Consider the following 14861-nt stretch of genomic DNA (forward strand, 5'->3'; position numbering starts at 1 on the left):
TGGAAGGTCAGCTCGTGGCCATCCCGCCGCCGTCGACGCGGTAGACCTCGCCGTTGACGAAGGCCGACTCGTCCGAGGCGAGGAACAGCACCATGTTCGCGATGTCGGAGGGTTCGCCGACCCGCGGCGACGCGACCCCGGCCAGCGCCTGCTGCGGCAGGTCGGGCACGGCGTCGAGCAGCTGCTGGGTGCGGATGACGCCGGGCGCGATCGCGTTGCAGCGCACGCCCTCCTTGCCGTGCTGGGCGGCGACGTAGCGGGTCAGCCCGATCACGGCGGCCTTCGTGCTGCCGTAGGCGGTGAGGGCCATGCTGCCGCGCATGCCGCCGATCGAGGCCATGTTGACGATCGACCCGCCGCCGGCCGCGACCATGTGCGGCAGCGCGGACTTGCACATCAGGAAGATGCTGCGGACGTTCGTCGCGAACGCCCGGTCCCACATCTCCACCGACGTGTCGATGACGCCTCCGTCGGTGAACCACGCGTCCGGGCCGACGAGCGCCGCGTTGTTGTGGATCACGTCGATGCGCCCGTGCCGCTCCAGCACGGCGGCGACCAGGTCCTCGATCGACTGCTGGTCGGTGGCGTCGAACCGGACGGCCGAGGCGGCGTCCCCGATCTCGGCAGCCGCCTTCTCCGCCCCCTCGATGTTGATGTCGCCGATCACGACCCGCGCGCCCTCGCGGGCGAGCGTCGCCGCGGTCTCCCGGCCGATGCCCGCCGCGCCGCCGGTGACCAGCGCGATCTTGCCCTGTACGCGGCCCATCACGCCTCCAGGAACTTGTCGACGACGGTCACGAACTCGTCGACCTGCTCGACCATCGGGTAGTGGCCCGCGCCCTCGATCGCGGCGAGCTGGGCGTCCGGGACGAGCCGCGCGAGCTCCTCGGCGTAGGACAGCGGCAGCAGCCCGTCCGAGGCGCCGTGCACGACCAGCGTCGGCGCGGCGATCAGCGGCAGCCGCCGCCGCAGCCCGCGGTCGGCGATCGGCCACATGAACTTCGTGGCGGAGCCGAGGTTGCGGGCGGCGAACAGGATCGCCGCGTGCGGGTCGTCCGGGTCGGGCCGGAAGTTGGTCGGCTCGGTCTTCGGCGCCTCGCCGTGCCACTTCGCGCGCTTCACCTCGTCGGCGGCGCCGAACGGGTCGGGCGCGGGCTCCTCGTCGCGCCACAGCCCGAACGCGTCGACGAGCACGAGCTTGCGGACCAGGTGCGGGCTGATCGCGGCGAGCTCGGCGGCGAACATGCCGCCGAGGGAGTGCCCGACCACGTCGACCTGCTCCAGGCCCCACGACCCGACGAGCTCGCGCAGGAACAGCGCGACGTCCAGGACGTCGGTGAAGTGCTCGAAGCCGGTCGAGCGGCCGTAGCCGGGCAGCTCCGGCGCGAGGACGCGCCGGTTCTCGGCCAGCCGAGTCAGGAACTCGGCGCCGCCGGGATGGCGCTCGTAGCCGTGCAGGTAGACCAGCGGGGTACCGCCGCTGCCGTCCTCCCACACGTCGACGTCGAACCGGCCGACGTTCGGGATCTCCAGGGTCGTCATGCCATGCCCTCCAGTAGCGGGTTCGGGTCAGAAGTCGGGACCGAGGCCGCCGATCGGCGGCATCCCGGAGTGCGCCCACAGCCCGCCGTCGGCCACGACGTGCGTGCCGGTGACGAACGCGGACTCGTCGGAGGCGAGGAACAGCACCACGTTCGCGATCTCCTCGGCCCGCCCGTAGCGGCCCATCGGGATCGCGTCGCGGATGTCGGACCAGATCTGCGGTGCCGCCTCGTGCAGTCGGTCGATGGGCGGGGTGCCGATCGGGCCGGGGCACACGGCGTTGCAGCGCACGCCCTTGCGGGCGTACTCGATGCCGGTCACCCGCGACAGGTTCACCACGCCCGCCTTGAGCACGTTGTAGGCGCCGAGCCCGAAGTCGCCCGCGAGCCCGGACACCGACGCGGTGTTGACGATCGAGCCGCGCCCCTGGGCGAGCATCGGCACGAGCGCGAGCTTGGTCGCGTACCAGTACGAGGTGAGCCCGACGTCCAGCGAGCGCCGGAACCCGTCGAGGGTCAGGTCGCCCACCCGGCCGGACTCGAACGCGACGTGGTTGTTGTGCAGCACGTCGAGGGTGCTGTGGGTGTCGACGGCGAACGCGACCAGCCGCTCCAGCGCCGCCGGTTCGGCGGCGTCGGCGTGCACGAAGTCGATCGTGGCGCCGCCGGCGCGCAGCTCGTCGGCGACCGCGGTGCCCGCGTCGGCGTCGATGTCGGCGATCACCACCCGGGCGCCCTCGCGGGTGAACGCCCTGGCCGTCGCCGCGCCGATCCCGGAGCCGCCTCCGGTGATCACGGCGACCCTGCCGTCGAGACGCATGCCTCGTCCTTCCGCATCGGTGGGGGAGTCAGGTGGGGGAGTGCGGCGCACCCGGCGCCGCACCTCGAGTCTTGGTCAGCGGGGCGGGCCGGACAACGGAGCGCTGTCCACCCCTGCCCGGCCCGGGATGGGCAACGCTCTACCGGCTGTCCCCGGTCACGCCGACCCCGCGGAACGTCGGCGCGTACGCGGGTCGGTAGCCCTCGGGGAACACCGCGCGGTCGGTCCACGCGCTCGGCGGGACGTGCGCGTGCAGCGGGAAGCTCTTGAGGATCTTCTTCTCCTCCTCGACCATCCGGTGCATCGCCTCCAGGCGGGACTCGCGGCTGGAGCCGGCGAGCGCGTCCATCCAGGCCTGCTGGAACTCCGGCGACGAGGTGTTCCACGGGTTGGCGTACTGGCCCGGCAGGCTCGCCTGGTAGACGGTCGTCGGGTCCTGGAACGGGGCCCCCATGCCGGGGAAGGCGTTGCCCTCCTCGCGCCCGTAGAAGGTCACGCCGGTGGTCGGCGACTCGACCACGCGGGTGCTCGCCCGCAGCCCGGCCTCGGCGAGCATCGGCACCAGCGCCTCGGCCACGGCCCGGTGGTCGTCGAGGCTGGGCACCAGCATCTCGAAGTCGACACCGCCCGGGTGGCCCGCCTCGGCGAGCAGCTGCCGCGCCCGCTCGGGGTCGTAGCGGTGGGCCGGGTCGTCGGGTGTGACGTCCGGGTTGTAGGCCCAGTAGTCCGGCGGCATGTACTGCGCGACGGGTTCGCCGATGCCGAAGAACAGGCCCTCGACGATCGCCCCGCGGTCGACCGCGTGCTGCATGGCCTGCCGCACCCGGATGTCGTCGAACGGCGGCTTGCCGGTGTTCATGTACAGCGACATGATCGACAAGCTCTTCGACGGCGCCGTGTTCAGCCCGGCCGCGGCGGCCTGCTCGGCCTGCGACGGGTCGAGGTAGGTCAGCTCGGCCTGCCCGGTCTGCAGCATGGTGAGCCGCGTCGGCGCCGAGGTCTGCACGAAGATCTCGTAGTGCGCGGCCTTCGCGGCCCCGGGGTCCCAGTAGTCGGGGTTGCGGTCGTAGCGGGTGACCTGCCCCGGGACGTACTCCGCGAGCCTCGCCATCCCGGAGCCGACCGGGTTCTGGTCGAGGTCCGGGTTGTCGAACGCCGCCGGGCTGATCATGGACCCGGTGGTGCCGCTCAGCAGCGCGGGCAGGTTCCCGCCCGGCCCGCTGAGGTTGATGCGCGCGGTGTGCGCGTCGACCACGTCGACGCCCGCCACCCGGGCCAGCGCCCCCTTCTGGGTGCTGCCCTCCAGCGTCATCGCCCGCTCGATGTTGGCCTTGACCGCGGCCGCGTCGAACGGCGTGCCGTCGATGAACGTGACGTCGTCGCGCAGCGTGAGCACCAGGGCGGTGTCGCCGTCGACGAACTCCCAGGACGTGGCGAGCTGCGGCACGAGGTCGCCCTGCTCGTCCTCCATGATCAGCTGGTCGTAGACCAGCCGGAAGAAGATCATGTCCCACGGGTTCGCCGACTTGTGCGGGTCGAACGTCGACGGGTTCTGCACGAACACGTAGCGGAACGTGCCGCCCGGGTCGAGCACGCCGCTGCCGCCCGCGCCCGAGGTGGCCCGGCCGCCGCAGCCGGCCAGCAGCAGCGCGAGCGCGGCGAGCAGGACGACGACCCGACGGGAATATGGAACGCCCACGTCCGACCTCCTTGATCAGCCGGTGAACTGGCCGCCCGCCGGGTGCAGCATCTGCCCGGTCATGAACGACGACTCGTCGGTGGCGAGGAACAGGCAGGCGGCGGCCTGCTCCTCCGGGGTGCCGAGGCGGTTCATCGGCGTGATGCTCATGGCCGCGCCGTAGGCGGCGGCGTTGTCCTCGATCCCGCCGATCATCGGGGTGGCGGTGTAGCCCGGGCCGACGGCGTTGACGCGGATCCCCGTGGTGGCCAGCTCCAGCGCCATCACCTTGGTGAGCATCCAGACGCCGGCCTTCGACACGCAGTAGGGCGACGCGCCGGCGAGGGGGATCTTCGCCGCGCTGGAGGCGATGTTGATGATCGCGCCGCCGTCGCCCTGGGCCAGCATCTGCCGGGCCAGTGCGCGGTCGGTCATCATCACGCCGAGCACGTTGACGTCGAGCACCTTGCGGAACGCGTCGGTGTCGATGTTCACCACGTGCGTGGCGTCGCCCCCGGCCGCGCGGGCCTCCACGTTGCTCATCCCGGCCGCGGTGGCGATGCCCGCCGACGCGACGCCGACGTCCACCCGGCCGAACTCGGCCACCGCGGCGGCGACCAGCGCGTCGCAGTCGGCCTCGCTGGTGGTGTCGGTGCGGACGAACACCGCCCGCCGCTCCAGCTTCTCGACCAGCCGGACCGTCTCGGTGCCGTCGGCGAGATCGCCGAGCACGACGTCCGCGCCCTCCTGCGCGAACCGCACGGCGGTGGCGCGGCCGATGCCGCTGGCCCCGCCGGTGATCACGGCGACCTTGCCCTGCAGCGATCCCATGGGTGTCCCTCCTGTCCTTCGGGTGGGTCAGAACGTGAGCACGAGGCGGCCGCGGGTGCCGCCCGCCTCCAGCCGCCGGTGCGCGGTGGCCGCCTCGGCGGCGGGGTGGGTGGCGGCGACGCGCAGCGTCAGCCGGCCGGCGACCACCAGCTCGGCGAGGCGGGCGAGCGCGGCGCCGTCGTGCAGGTGGTCGCGGACCATCACGGGGTGGATCCGGATGCCCCGCTCGCTCGGCCCGGCCCAGAAGCGGACGGTGGCGAGCGCGCCGCCGTCGCGCACGATCCCCAGCGCCGCGGCGTCCAGCACCGCCGCGTCGAGCAGCGCGTCGACCCCGCCGGGAACGGCCGCGCGGAACGCGGCGACCTCCGCGGCGGGGTCCTTCGAGCGCGGCACCACGACGTCGGCGCCCAGCCCGCGCACGAGCGCGGCGTCGGCGTCGCTCGCGTCGGCCACCACCCGCAGCCCGGCGACCTTCGCGAGCTCGATCGCGTAGCCGCCCACGGCGCCGGCCGCGCCGGTGACGCCGAGGACCTGGCCGGGTGCGAGCGCGAGGTGCTGCAGCGCCGAGTGCACGGTCAGCCCGTTCATCGGCAGGGTGGCGGCCGCGGCGTCGTCGACGCCGGGCGGGATCGCGGCGGCGGCGTCGGCGGGCACCACGACCTGCGCGGCGTAGGCGCCCCCGAGCCGCCTGCGCGGCATCACGATCGCCATCACCCGGTCGCCCGCCGACCACTCCGGCATCCCCCCGGCGGCCGGGCCCACGGCGTCGACCACCCCGGCCAGCTCCATGCCCGGGATCCACGGCGGCGCCAGCCCCTCCTCCGGGCGCGGCCCCAGCTGGCGGTAGACCGTGTCGGTCGGGTTCACGGCGGCGGCCGCCGTGCGGATCCGGATCTGCCCGGCCCGGGGCTGCGGGGTGGGCAGCTCGACGAGCCGCAGCACCTCCGGACCGCCCGGGTACGGGACGCCGACGGCGATCACGGGAGCACCACCACCTTCACCGACCCGTCGACGGCGTGCTGCGTCGCGAACGCCTCGCCGACGCGGGCGAGCGGCACCCGGTGGCTCACCAGCGGGGCCACTTCGACCAGGCCCTCGGCGAGCAGCCGGAACGCCTCGCGGGCATCGGTGGCGGTGTAGGCGAAGCTGCCGAGCAGCCGCAGCTCCTTCTGCACGACCGTGTTGACGTCCACCGGCGGCGTGCTGCTGGTCAGCCCGGCCAGCGCGACCGTGCCGCCCGCCCGGGTCACGGTGGTCGCGGTGGCGAGCACCGGCAGCGCCCCGGAGCACTCGAAGAACGCGGCCACGTTGCCGCCCTGCTGGTAGGGCGAGACGGAGGTGCCCCAGCGCTCCAGCAGTGCGTCGCGCAGGTCGCCGTCGCGCACGTCGAGCACGGGCGCGCCGGTGGCGGCCGCCGCGGCGAGCCGGGCCGGGGAGACGTCGACGCCGAGCACGTCGGTGGCGCCGTACGCGAGCAGCGCCCGCAGCACGCACTGCCCGATCGTGCCCAGCCCGGCGACGACCAGCGGGGCGCTCAGGTCGGGGGCGGCGTGGCGCACCGCACGGACCGCCACCGACAGCGGTTCGAGGAACGCCCCCTCCTCGAACGTCATCGACTCCGGCATCCGGAACAGCCGCTCGCCGACCACCGCGTCCGGCACGAGCACGGCGTCCGACAGCCCGCCGCGCGCGCTGCCGCGCATGTCGCGGCACAGGTTGGTGCGCCCGGCCGCGCACTGCGGGCAGGTGCCGCAGGGGCCCATCGGGTTGACCGCCACGCGGTCACCGACCGCGAGCCCCGCCACCTCGGCGCCGACCGCCCGGACCGTGCCGGCGAACTCGTGCCCCATCGGCGCGCCCGGGGAGATCCACGCGCCCTCGGCGTACGCGTGCACATCGGAGCCGCAGATCCCGCACGCGCCGATGTCGAGCACGACGTCGCGCGGCCCGGGCTCCGGGTCCGGCACCTCGACGAGCCCGACCGCGCCGACGCCCTGCCACACCGCCGACCTCATGCGGGCACCTGCGTCCGGCCCGGGCGGGCGAGGGTGCGCACCGACATCCCGGCGAGCGTCGGGCCCGCGGTGTGCAGGTGGCAGGCGACCTCGCCGGACCCCTGCGCGGGGGTGAGTCGCGGGACCTCCGTGCGGCAGACGTCCATCGCGTAGCGGCAGCGGGTGTGGAACCGGCACCCCGGCGGCACCTGCGCCGGGTCCGGGGGATCGCCTGCGAGCACGATCCGCTCCCGGCTGCGCTGCACGTCCGGCGCGGGCACCGGCACCGCCGACAGCAGCGCCTCGGTGTAGGGGTGGGCCGGGGCGTCGAACACGCGCGCGGTCTCGCCGTGCTCGACGATCTGCCCGAGGTACATCACCGCCACCCGGTCGGAGATGTGGCGCACCACCGACAGGTCGTGGGCGATGAACAGGTAGGTCAGCCCGATCGCCGCGGACAGCTCCTCGAGCAGCTCGATGACCTGGTTCTGGGTGGACACGTCGAGCGCGCTCACGGCCTCGTCCAGCACGAGGATCTTCGGGTCGGCGGCGATGGCGCGGGCGATCGTGAGCCGCTGGCGCTGCCCGCCGGAGAACTCGTGCGGGTAGCGGGTCATCGCGTCCGGCGGCAGCCCCACCCGCTGCAGCAGCTGCGCGATCCGCTCGGTCCGCTCCGCGCGCGGCAGCCGCAGGTGCACGTCGATCGGCTCACCGATCGACTCCCGCACGAGCATCGACGGGTCGAGCGAGGAGTACGGGTCCTGGAACACCATCTGGATGTCCCGGCGCGCGGCCCGCAGCTCCTTCGGCGCCAACCCGAGCAGCTCGCGGCCGTCCAGCCGCACCGACCCGCCGCTGGGCTCGACCAGCCGCAGGACCCCGCGGGCGGTGGTGGACTTGCCGCAGCCGGACTCGCCGACCAGCCCGAGCGTCTCGCCGGCGTGCAGCGCGAAGCTCACCCCGTCGACGGCGTGCAGCGGCGCCGCCGCGCGGCGGAACGGTGCCCGGCGCGGGGCGAAGGTCACCCGCAGGTCGGTGACCTCGAGCAGCGGTGCACTCATCGCGTACCTCGCAGGGTCAGCTCGGGGTGCCGGAGGCACCGGGTGGCCCGGCCGGGCGCGACCGGTTGCAGGACGGGGTCGGTGCCGCACGGGTCCGCGGCGTAGGAGCAGCGGGGGTGGAAGCGGCAGCCCGCGGGGAACGCGCCGACGGACGGCGGCGCACCCCGGATCGTCGACATCGCCGCGGCGGGCCGGTCCATCCGCGGCATCGCCGCGAGCAGGCCCTCCATGTAGGGGTGCCGCGGCGTCCGGAACAGCTCGTGCACCGGCGCGGACTCCACGATCTGCCCGGCGTACATGACGAGGACCTGGTCGCAGACGTCGGCGACGACACCGAGGTCGTGGGTGATCACGATGACCGACATGCCGCGCTCGCGCTGCAGCTCGCGGAGCAGCTCCAGGATCTGCGCCTGCACGGTGACGTCGAGCGCGGTCGTCGGCTCGTCGGCGATGATCACGTCCGGGTCGCCCGCCAGCGCGATCGCGATCATGACCCGCTGCCGCATGCCGCCGGAGAACTCGAACGGGTACTGCCGGGCGCGGCGCGCGGGGCTGGGCACCCCGACCCGGTCGAGCAGCTGCACCGCCCGCGTCGCCGCGGCCCGGCGCGGCATCCGCTCGTGCCGGCGCAGCACCTCGGCGATCTGGTCCCCGACGGTGAACGCCGGGTTGAGGCTGCTCATCGGCTCCTGGAAGATCATGCCGATCTGCGGGCCGCGGACGTCGGCCATCTCGCGCGGGGTCAGCGCGCTGAGGTCGCGCCCGAGCAGCCGCAGCGTCTGCGCCCGCACCCGTGACTGCTTCGGCGGCATCAGCCCGGCGATCGACAGGCACGTGACGCTCTTGCCCGAGCCGGACTCGCCGACCAGGCCGAGCGTCTCGCCGCGGCCGATGCGGAACCCGACGCCGTCGACGACGGTGGCCCAGCCGCTGCCGGTGAGGACCTCGACCTCGAGCCCCGCGACCTCGAGCGTGGGCTCGGTCGTGCTGCTGGTACCGCTCACGACTCGCTCCGTTCCTCGCGGCCCAGCGCGTCCCGCAGCCCGTCGCCGAGCGTCACGAACGTGAAGACGGTGAGGGCGATGAGCACGCCCGGGAAGATCCCGAGCCACGGCGAGCGGCCGTAGTAGAGGAAGCCCTCGCGGATCATCGAGCCCCAGCTGGCGTCCGGGGGCTGCACACCGAGGCCCAGGAAGGACAGCCCGGCCTCGGACAGCATCGCGTAGCCCGCGGTGACCGCGACCGCCACGGTGAGCGGGGAGAGGGTGTTGGGCAGGATGTGCCGCCAGACGATCAGCCGCGTCGGGGTGCCGATGCTGCGGGAGGCCTCCACGAAGGTCTCCTCCCGCAGCCCGAGCACCACGCCGCGCACGAGCCGCAGGAACCGGGGCGCCATGAGGATCCCCACCGCGAACATCGCGTTGCGCAGGCTCGGGCCGAGCACCGCGACCAGCGCGATCGCCAGCAGCAGTGGCGGGAAGCTCATCGCCGCGTCGTTCAGGCGCATGACGAGGGCGTCGAAGCGGCCGCCGGAGTAGCCGGACAGGAACCCGAGCGGCACCCCGATCGCCATCGCCACGACCAGCGCGAGGCAGATCGCGAACAGCGACACCCGGGTGCCGACGATCAGCCGGCTGAGGATGTCGCGGCCGAGCTGGTCGGTGCCGAGCAGGTGGCCGGGCGAGAACGGGCCCTGCAGCACCCCGCGCAGGTTCTGGTCGTTCGGGTCCGCCGGCGTGACGTACGGCCCGACCAGCGCGACCAGCACGAGGAAGGACAGGACGCCGAGCGCCACCATCGCGGCCCGGTTGCGGCCGACCCGGCGCCGGAAGTCGCGCCAGGCACCGCCGCCGTACGCGGCGGCCGGCGCGGGGGAGGGGGCTTCGCTGCGCGTCATCGGGGCCGCACCTTCGGGTTGAGGTAGCCGTACGTGAGGTCGACGAGGAGGTTGCAGACCATGGCCACCACGACGGCGACCAGCACGATGCCCTGGATCACCGGGATGTCGCGGGTGGTGACCGCGCCGATGGCGACCAGCCCGAGGCCCGGCACGCCGAACACCTGCTCGACGAGCACGGCGCCGCCGAGCAGCGCGGTGATCTGCAGGCCGAGCACCGTGACCAGCGGGACGCTCGCGTTCTTCAGCACGTGCTTGCCGATCACCATGCGCTCCCGCAGGCCCTTCGCCCGCGCCGTGCGCACGTAGTCCTGCTGCAGCACGCCGATGATCGACCCCCGCAGCTGCCGCGCGCTCTCGGCGGCCGAGGCGATCCCGAGCGTCAGCGCCGGCAGCAGGATGTGGCGCAGCCAGGCCGCCGGGTCCTCGTCGAGCGGGACGTAACCGGTGGCCGGCAGCCAGCCGAGCGCGAGGCTGAACACGAGCACGAACACCAGGCCCAGCCAGAACGACGGCAGCGCGATGCCCAGCGAGGAACCGACGGTCGCGACGCGGTCGATCCACGTACCGCGGCGCAGCGCCGAGACGATCGCCGTCGGCACCGCGATCACCAGCGAGATCAGCAGCGCCGTCGCGGCGAGCGAGATCGTCACCGGCAGGCCGTCGCCGATGGACGTCGCCACCGGGCGGCTGGTGTACAGGGAGGTGCCCAGATCGCCCGCGAGCGCCCCGGTGACCCAGTCCCAGTACTGGACCAGCACCGGCCGGTCCAGGCCGAGCCGTTCGCGCACGGCCGCGACCTCCGCGACCGTGGCGTCCGGGCCCGCGATCGTGGCGGCGGGATCACCCGGGATCAGCAGGACGAGACCGAACACCACGAACGTCACGAGCACGAGCACCGGTAGCGTCGACAGGACGCGCAGGACGAAGAACTTGAGCACGGGCGCAACCTCCTCGATGAAGTCGTCCCTCGTGGCCGGGCATGCGGAAGCACCGGGCGCTCGGCGCCCGGAAAGTCGGGATGGTGGGATCCGGCAGGTGCCGCCGTACCGCGTGACCTGCGGGACGTCCTCTGCGGCTGAACGGACGTTAAGGGTTCGGGCGGAGATTCCGCAATGCACCGTCCGGCATCTCCGCGGGTTCTCGGCGAACTGTGGAGAGCTGACCGGGACGTCCCGGCCGGAAGTGTGCGGTCCTCCATTGTCCGGCCCCGGAGCGCCGCTCACGATGGCGACGACCGACGTCGACGGCTCGTCCCGAGGATGGTGCAACGGTGAAGTTCCACTGGTTCGCGGAGGTCACCCACAGCGGCCTGCCGGACGCCTTCCCGGCCCCGGGCCAGGGCGCCTGGGTGGACAGCCCGATCGACCTCGCCGACCCCGAGCGGGTCGGGGAGGACTACCGGATGTTCATCCGGCTCATGCAGCAGGCCGACCGCGACGGGTTCGACGGGCTCGCGGTCAACGAGCACCACCAGACCCCGTTCGCGATGACGCCGTCACCGAACCTGCTGGCCGCGAGCGTGGCCGGCTCCACCGAGAACGCCGCGATCCTCGTGATCGGCGACTCGCTCGCGCTCTACAACCCACCCACCCGCGTGGCCGAGGAGCTCGCCTACCTGGACTGCCTGTCCGGCGGGCGCGTGATCGCCGGCTTCGTGTTCGGCACGCCGATGGACTCCGCGTACGCCTACGGCCGCCCGCCGGTGGAGCTGCGCGAGCGCTTCCACGAGGCCCGCGAGCTGGTGCTGCGGGCGTGGGCCGAGCGCGAGCCGTTCGCGTTCAACGGGCGCTACACGCAGCTGCGCCACGTCAACGTCTGGCCCCGGCCCGTCCAGCAGCGTCCGGCGATCTGGGTGCCCGGGTCCGGCAGCGTGGAGACCTGGGAGCTCGTGACGCGGGAGAACTACTGCTACGGGCACCTGTCGTTCTCCGGCCTGCGGTCGGCCAAACCGCTGGTCGACGGCTACTGGGACTACGTCGCCGCCCACGACGGCGACCTCAACCCGCACCGGATGGCGTTCACCCAGCTCGTCTGCGTCGCCGACAGCGACGCCGAGGCCGAGCGCAAGTACGAGCGCGCCGTGAAGTACTTCCAGCGGGTCAAGGACCCGGCCATGCGCTACGCCACCCCGCCCGGCTACACCTCCACCGAGTCGCTCGCGAAGATGCTGCAGCGGGTGAACACGCCGGCCGCGCTGGAGGACAAGCGCCGGGCGACCCGGGGCGAGATGGGCTTCTGGGAGTACGACGAGAAGGGCTACATCATCGCCGGCACGCCGGACCGGGTCGCGCAGCGCATCCGCGAGCTGGCCACCGAGCTGCGCGTCGGGCAGCTGATCGCGTCGCTGCACATGGGCGACCTGCCCGAGGAGACCGCCGCCGAGAACACCCACCTGTTCGGGACGAAGGTGATCCCGCAGCTGCGCGACCTCTGGGCCGACCAGCCCGACCACTGGACCCCCGCCGTCTCGCAGCGGCGCATCGCCGCGCGCGCGGGCGTCCCCGCACCCGTCGGAGGGAACTGAGCATGCCCACCACCACCGTGAACGGCATCGACATCCACTACGACGTCACGGGTGACGGCCCGCCGCTGCTGCTGATCTCCGGGCTCGGCTCCAGCTCGCTGGCCTGGGCGCTCGCGGCCCCGCGCCTGGCCGAGCAGCACACCGTGATCACGTTCGACAACCGCGGCACCGGCCGCAGCGCCGTGCCGCCCGGCCCGTACGCGATCGACGACCTCGCCGACGACGCCGCCGGGCTCGTCGAGCACCTCGGGCTGGGGCCGGTGGCCGCGGTCGGCTGGTCGCTGGGCGGGTCGGTGCTGCAGTCGATGCTGATCCGGCACGGCCGCCTGCTGTCCGCGGCCGTGCTGCTCAACGCGTTCCCGTCCTACACGCCGGTCCAGGACGCGTGGCTGGACGCGGGCCTCGCGCTGCGCCGCGCGGGCGTCGACCCGGTGGCGATCGGGATCACCGGCATGCCGTGGGTGTTCACCCCGCGGCTGCTGTCCGACCACGCGGCCGCGCACGCCCAGGCCGAGCTCGCCCGCCAGGACCCGCACCCGACGACGCTCGCCGGGTTCGAGGCGCAGGCGGCCGGGCTGCGCGTCTACGACTCCCGCCCGGACCTGCCCAAGGCCGAGACCCCCACGCTCGTGCTCACCGGCGCCGAGGACGTGCTCACGCCGGTGGCGCAGTCGGTGGAGATCGCCGACCTGCTGCCGAACGCCACGCTGCAGGTGCTGCCGCGCGGCAGCCACGGGATGCTGGTGGAGTACCCGGACGACACGCTCGCGGCGATCACCGCGTTCCTGGCGGGGCGGGCCGCCGCATGAGCCGCCCGCTGCACGTCGTCGGCCTCGGCGGCACCGTCCGCACCGGCTCCTCCAGCGAGCAGGCGCTGCGGATCGCGGTGGCCCGCGCCGCGGCACAGGGCGCCACCACGCGCGTGTTCGCCGGCACCGAGCTGGCGCGGCTGCCGATGTACGCGCCGGAGGCGGGGGACGGCGGGCCGGTGGCCCGCGACCTCGTCGAGCACCTGCGCCGCGCCGACGGGGTGATCGTCGCCTCGCCCGGCTACCACGGCTCGATCTCCGGGCTGGTCAAGAACGCGCTGGACTACACCGAGGACATGCGCGACGACGCCCTGCCCTACCTCGCCGACCGCTCCGTCGGGCTGATCGTCACCGCCTACGGCTGGCAGGCCGCGGTCACCACGCTCAGCGCGCTGCGGGCGATCGTGCACGCGCTGCGCGGCTGGGTCACCCCGTACGGGGCCGCGGTGAACTCGACGCAGACCGGCTTCGCCGACGGGTGCTGCAGCGAGGTGCGGGTCACCGAGCAGCTGCACACCGTCGCCGACGAGGTGGTGCGCTTCGCCGACCTCGTCGCCGCGCGCCGCCACCAGGTCCTGTCCGGCCCCCAGCCCGCGGAGCGGTGATGGCCGACGTCCTGGGAACTGCGGGCGCGGAGCTCGTCGCGGGCCGCCCGGTGCTGCTGCTCGACGACTGCGCCGACGTCCCGACCGGCGTGCTCCTCGTGGCGGCCGAGCGGGTGGACGCGCGCGCGATGGCCTTCCTCGTGCGGGAGTCCAGCGGCATCGTCTGCGTCGCGATGACCGGCGAGCGCCTCGACGCGCTGCGCGTCCCGCCGCTGGCCGCCCGCGACGCCGGGCCTCTGACCTCGGCGTTCGGCGTGGCCGTCGACCTGAAGGACGGGATCACCACCGGGATCTCGGCCCGCGACCGCGCGCTCACCGTCCGCGCGCTGGCCGACCCGGCCACCCGGCCCGCCGACCTGGTCCGGCCCGGGCACGTGCTGCCGCTGCGGGCGCGCGGCGGGGGCGTCCTGGAGCGGGCCCGCCCGGCCGAGGCCGCCGTCGAGCTGTGCACGTCGGCGGGGCTCGCTCCTGCCGCCGCGCTCGCCACGGCCGTCGACGAGGCCGGGGAGGTGGCCGGGCCGGCCGCATTGGCCGCGCTCGCCGAGCGGGCCGCGCTGCCCGTCGTGCGGGTGTCGCAGGTCGTGGCGGCCCGCCGGCGCGCCACGCCCCTGCTGCGGGCCGGGGCGAGCGCGACCCTGCCGACCGCGCACGGCGTGTTCCGCGCACTCGGGTACGCCGGCGACGGCGCCGAGCACCTCGCCCTGGCGCGCGGGGACCTCACCGGGCCGGCCCCCGTGCCGGTCCACGTGCACACCGAGTGCGTGGCGGGTGACGTACTGGGTTCGCTGCGCTGCACGTGCGCGGCGCGGCTGGACGCGGCGCTCGCCGCGATCGACGCCGCAGGCCGCGGGGTGCTCGTGTACCTGCGCACCCGGGCGGCTCCCGGGGTCGGCCCGGTGCACGCGCTGCGCGGCTGCGCGGTGCCCGGCGCGGACACCGCGGCGCTGGCGGCGCACGTCCTGCGCGACCTCGGCGTCCGCAGCGCGCTGCTGCTGGGCGAGGACCCCGGCGACGGGGCGGGGCTGCCCGCGTCCGGCATCGCCGTCGCCGGGCACCGGCCGCTGCTCGCGACGCCTGCCGCCGACGCGGGCTGACCCG

Annotated in this window: 15 protein-coding genes; 4 read left to right on the plus strand and 11 right to left on the minus strand. The window is 74.4% G+C overall.

The window, feature by feature from the left end:
• Window positions 1–7 precede the first annotated feature (7 nt).
• From FB558_RS22135 to FB558_RS22185, 11 genes are all read right to left on the minus strand, one after another.
• Window positions 8–766: an SDR family NAD(P)-dependent oxidoreductase gene (locus FB558_RS22135; RefSeq protein WP_246106660.1), complete on the minus strand. Its 759-nt coding sequence runs from the start codon at window positions 764–766 to the stop codon at window positions 8–10.
• Entirely contained in the window at window positions 766–1542 is a 777-nt protein-coding gene (locus FB558_RS22140) for an alpha/beta fold hydrolase (protein WP_142056327.1), read from the minus strand. Before FB558_RS22140 ends, FB558_RS22135 begins: the two co-directional genes overlap by 1 nt.
• Before the next feature lie 27 nt (window positions 1543–1569).
• Window positions 1570–2361, minus strand: a complete 792-nt coding sequence (locus FB558_RS22145) for an SDR family NAD(P)-dependent oxidoreductase (RefSeq protein ID WP_142056328.1) — start codon at window positions 2359–2361, stop codon at window positions 1570–1572.
• Between the two features lie 139 nt (window positions 2362–2500).
• Window positions 2501–4060, minus strand: a complete 1560-nt coding sequence (locus tag FB558_RS22150; RefSeq protein WP_142056329.1) for an ABC transporter substrate-binding protein — start codon at window positions 4058–4060, stop codon at window positions 2501–2503.
• Between the two features lie 15 nt (window positions 4061–4075).
• Window positions 4076–4870, minus strand: coding sequence for an SDR family NAD(P)-dependent oxidoreductase (locus tag FB558_RS22155; RefSeq protein WP_142056330.1), 795 nt, complete (start codon window positions 4868–4870; stop codon window positions 4076–4078).
• 27 nt (window positions 4871–4897) lie between these two features.
• Window positions 4898–5851: a zinc-binding dehydrogenase gene (locus tag FB558_RS22160; RefSeq protein WP_142056331.1), complete on the minus strand. Its 954-nt coding sequence runs from the start codon at window positions 5849–5851 to the stop codon at window positions 4898–4900.
• Window positions 5848–6885 (minus strand): zinc-dependent alcohol dehydrogenase, encoded by a 1038-nt coding sequence (locus FB558_RS22165; RefSeq protein WP_142056332.1) that lies wholly within the window; start codon window positions 6883–6885, stop codon window positions 5848–5850. The genes FB558_RS22160 and FB558_RS22165 overlap by 4 nt, the downstream gene beginning before the upstream one ends.
• Window positions 6882–7925 (minus strand): ABC transporter ATP-binding protein, encoded by a 1044-nt coding sequence (locus FB558_RS22170; RefSeq protein ID WP_142056333.1) that lies wholly within the window; start codon window positions 7923–7925, stop codon window positions 6882–6884. The genes FB558_RS22165 and FB558_RS22170 overlap by 4 nt, the downstream gene beginning before the upstream one ends.
• A complete protein-coding gene (locus tag FB558_RS22175; RefSeq protein ID WP_142056334.1) occupies window positions 7922–8929 on the minus strand; it encodes an ABC transporter ATP-binding protein in 1008 nt (335 codons plus the stop codon). Before FB558_RS22175 ends, FB558_RS22170 begins: the two co-directional genes overlap by 4 nt.
• Window positions 8926–9822 carry an ABC transporter permease gene (locus tag FB558_RS22180; protein WP_142056335.1) on the minus strand — a complete coding sequence of 299 codons (897 nt, stop codon included), beginning with the start codon at window positions 9820–9822 and terminating at the stop codon, window positions 8926–8928. The genes FB558_RS22175 and FB558_RS22180 overlap by 4 nt, the downstream gene beginning before the upstream one ends.
• Window positions 9819–10763, minus strand: a complete 945-nt coding sequence (locus tag FB558_RS22185) for an ABC transporter permease (RefSeq protein ID WP_142056336.1) — start codon at window positions 10761–10763, stop codon at window positions 9819–9821. The genes FB558_RS22180 and FB558_RS22185 overlap by 4 nt, the downstream gene beginning before the upstream one ends.
• A 332-nt stretch (window positions 10764–11095) precedes the next feature.
• On the opposite strand from FB558_RS22185, the gene FB558_RS22190 reads away from it, so the two are divergent.
• The 4 genes from FB558_RS22190 to FB558_RS22205 are packed head-to-tail and all read left to right on the plus strand — an operon-like array spanning window position 11096 to window position 14857.
• Window positions 11096–12349 (plus strand): LLM class flavin-dependent oxidoreductase, encoded by a 1254-nt coding sequence (locus tag FB558_RS22190; protein ID WP_142056337.1) that lies wholly within the window; start codon window positions 11096–11098, stop codon window positions 12347–12349.
• Window positions 12350–12351: 2 nt separating this feature from the next.
• Window positions 12352–13158: an alpha/beta fold hydrolase gene (locus FB558_RS22195; protein WP_142056338.1), complete on the plus strand. Its 807-nt coding sequence runs from the start codon at window positions 12352–12354 to the stop codon at window positions 13156–13158.
• A complete protein-coding gene (locus tag FB558_RS22200; protein ID WP_142056339.1) occupies window positions 13155–13763 on the plus strand; it encodes an NADPH-dependent FMN reductase in 609 nt (202 codons plus the stop codon). Before FB558_RS22195 ends, FB558_RS22200 begins: the two co-directional genes overlap by 4 nt.
• Window positions 13763–14857: a 3,4-dihydroxy-2-butanone-4-phosphate synthase gene (locus FB558_RS22205; protein WP_142056340.1), complete on the plus strand. Its 1095-nt coding sequence runs from the start codon at window positions 13763–13765 to the stop codon at window positions 14855–14857. Before FB558_RS22200 ends, FB558_RS22205 begins: the two co-directional genes overlap by 1 nt.
• Window positions 14858–14861: the final 4 nt, after the last annotated feature.

It is taken from the genome of Pseudonocardia kunmingensis (genome assembly GCF_006716445.1).
GTDB classification, from domain to species: domain Bacteria; phylum Actinomycetota; class Actinomycetes; order Mycobacteriales; family Pseudonocardiaceae; genus Pseudonocardia; species Pseudonocardia kunmingensis.

What these genes read in the sequence shown, in the direction of transcription:
- FB558_RS22140 (WP_142056327.1), bottom strand. Translation starts at nt 1,542, where the DNA reads ATGACGACCCTGGAGATCCCGAACGTCGGCCGGTTCGACGTCGACGTG.
- FB558_RS22180 (WP_142056335.1), bottom strand. Translation starts at nt 9,822, where the DNA reads ATGACGCGCAGCGAAGCCCCCTCCCCCGCGCCGGCCGCCGCGTACGGC.
- FB558_RS22135 (WP_246106660.1), bottom strand. Translation starts at nt 766, where the DNA reads ATGGGCCGCGTACAGGGCAAGATCGCGCTGGTCACCGGCGGCGCGGCG.
- FB558_RS22195 (WP_142056338.1), top strand. Translation starts at nt 12,352, where the DNA reads ATGCCCACCACCACCGTGAACGGCATCGACATCCACTACGACGTCACG.
- FB558_RS22155 (WP_142056330.1), bottom strand. Translation starts at nt 4,870, where the DNA reads ATGGGATCGCTGCAGGGCAAGGTCGCCGTGATCACCGGCGGGGCCAGC.
- FB558_RS22165 (WP_142056332.1), bottom strand. Translation starts at nt 6,885, where the DNA reads ATGAGGTCGGCGGTGTGGCAGGGCGTCGGCGCGGTCGGGCTCGTCGAG.
- FB558_RS22200 (WP_142056339.1), top strand. Translation starts at nt 13,155, where the DNA reads ATGAGCCGCCCGCTGCACGTCGTCGGCCTCGGCGGCACCGTCCGCACC.
- FB558_RS22205 (WP_142056340.1), top strand. Translation starts at nt 13,763, where the DNA reads ATGGCCGACGTCCTGGGAACTGCGGGCGCGGAGCTCGTCGCGGGCCGC.
- FB558_RS22170 (WP_142056333.1), bottom strand. Translation starts at nt 7,925, where the DNA reads ATGAGTGCACCGCTGCTCGAGGTCACCGACCTGCGGGTGACCTTCGCC.
- FB558_RS22145 (WP_142056328.1), bottom strand. Translation starts at nt 2,361, where the DNA reads ATGCGTCTCGACGGCAGGGTCGCCGTGATCACCGGAGGCGGCTCCGGG.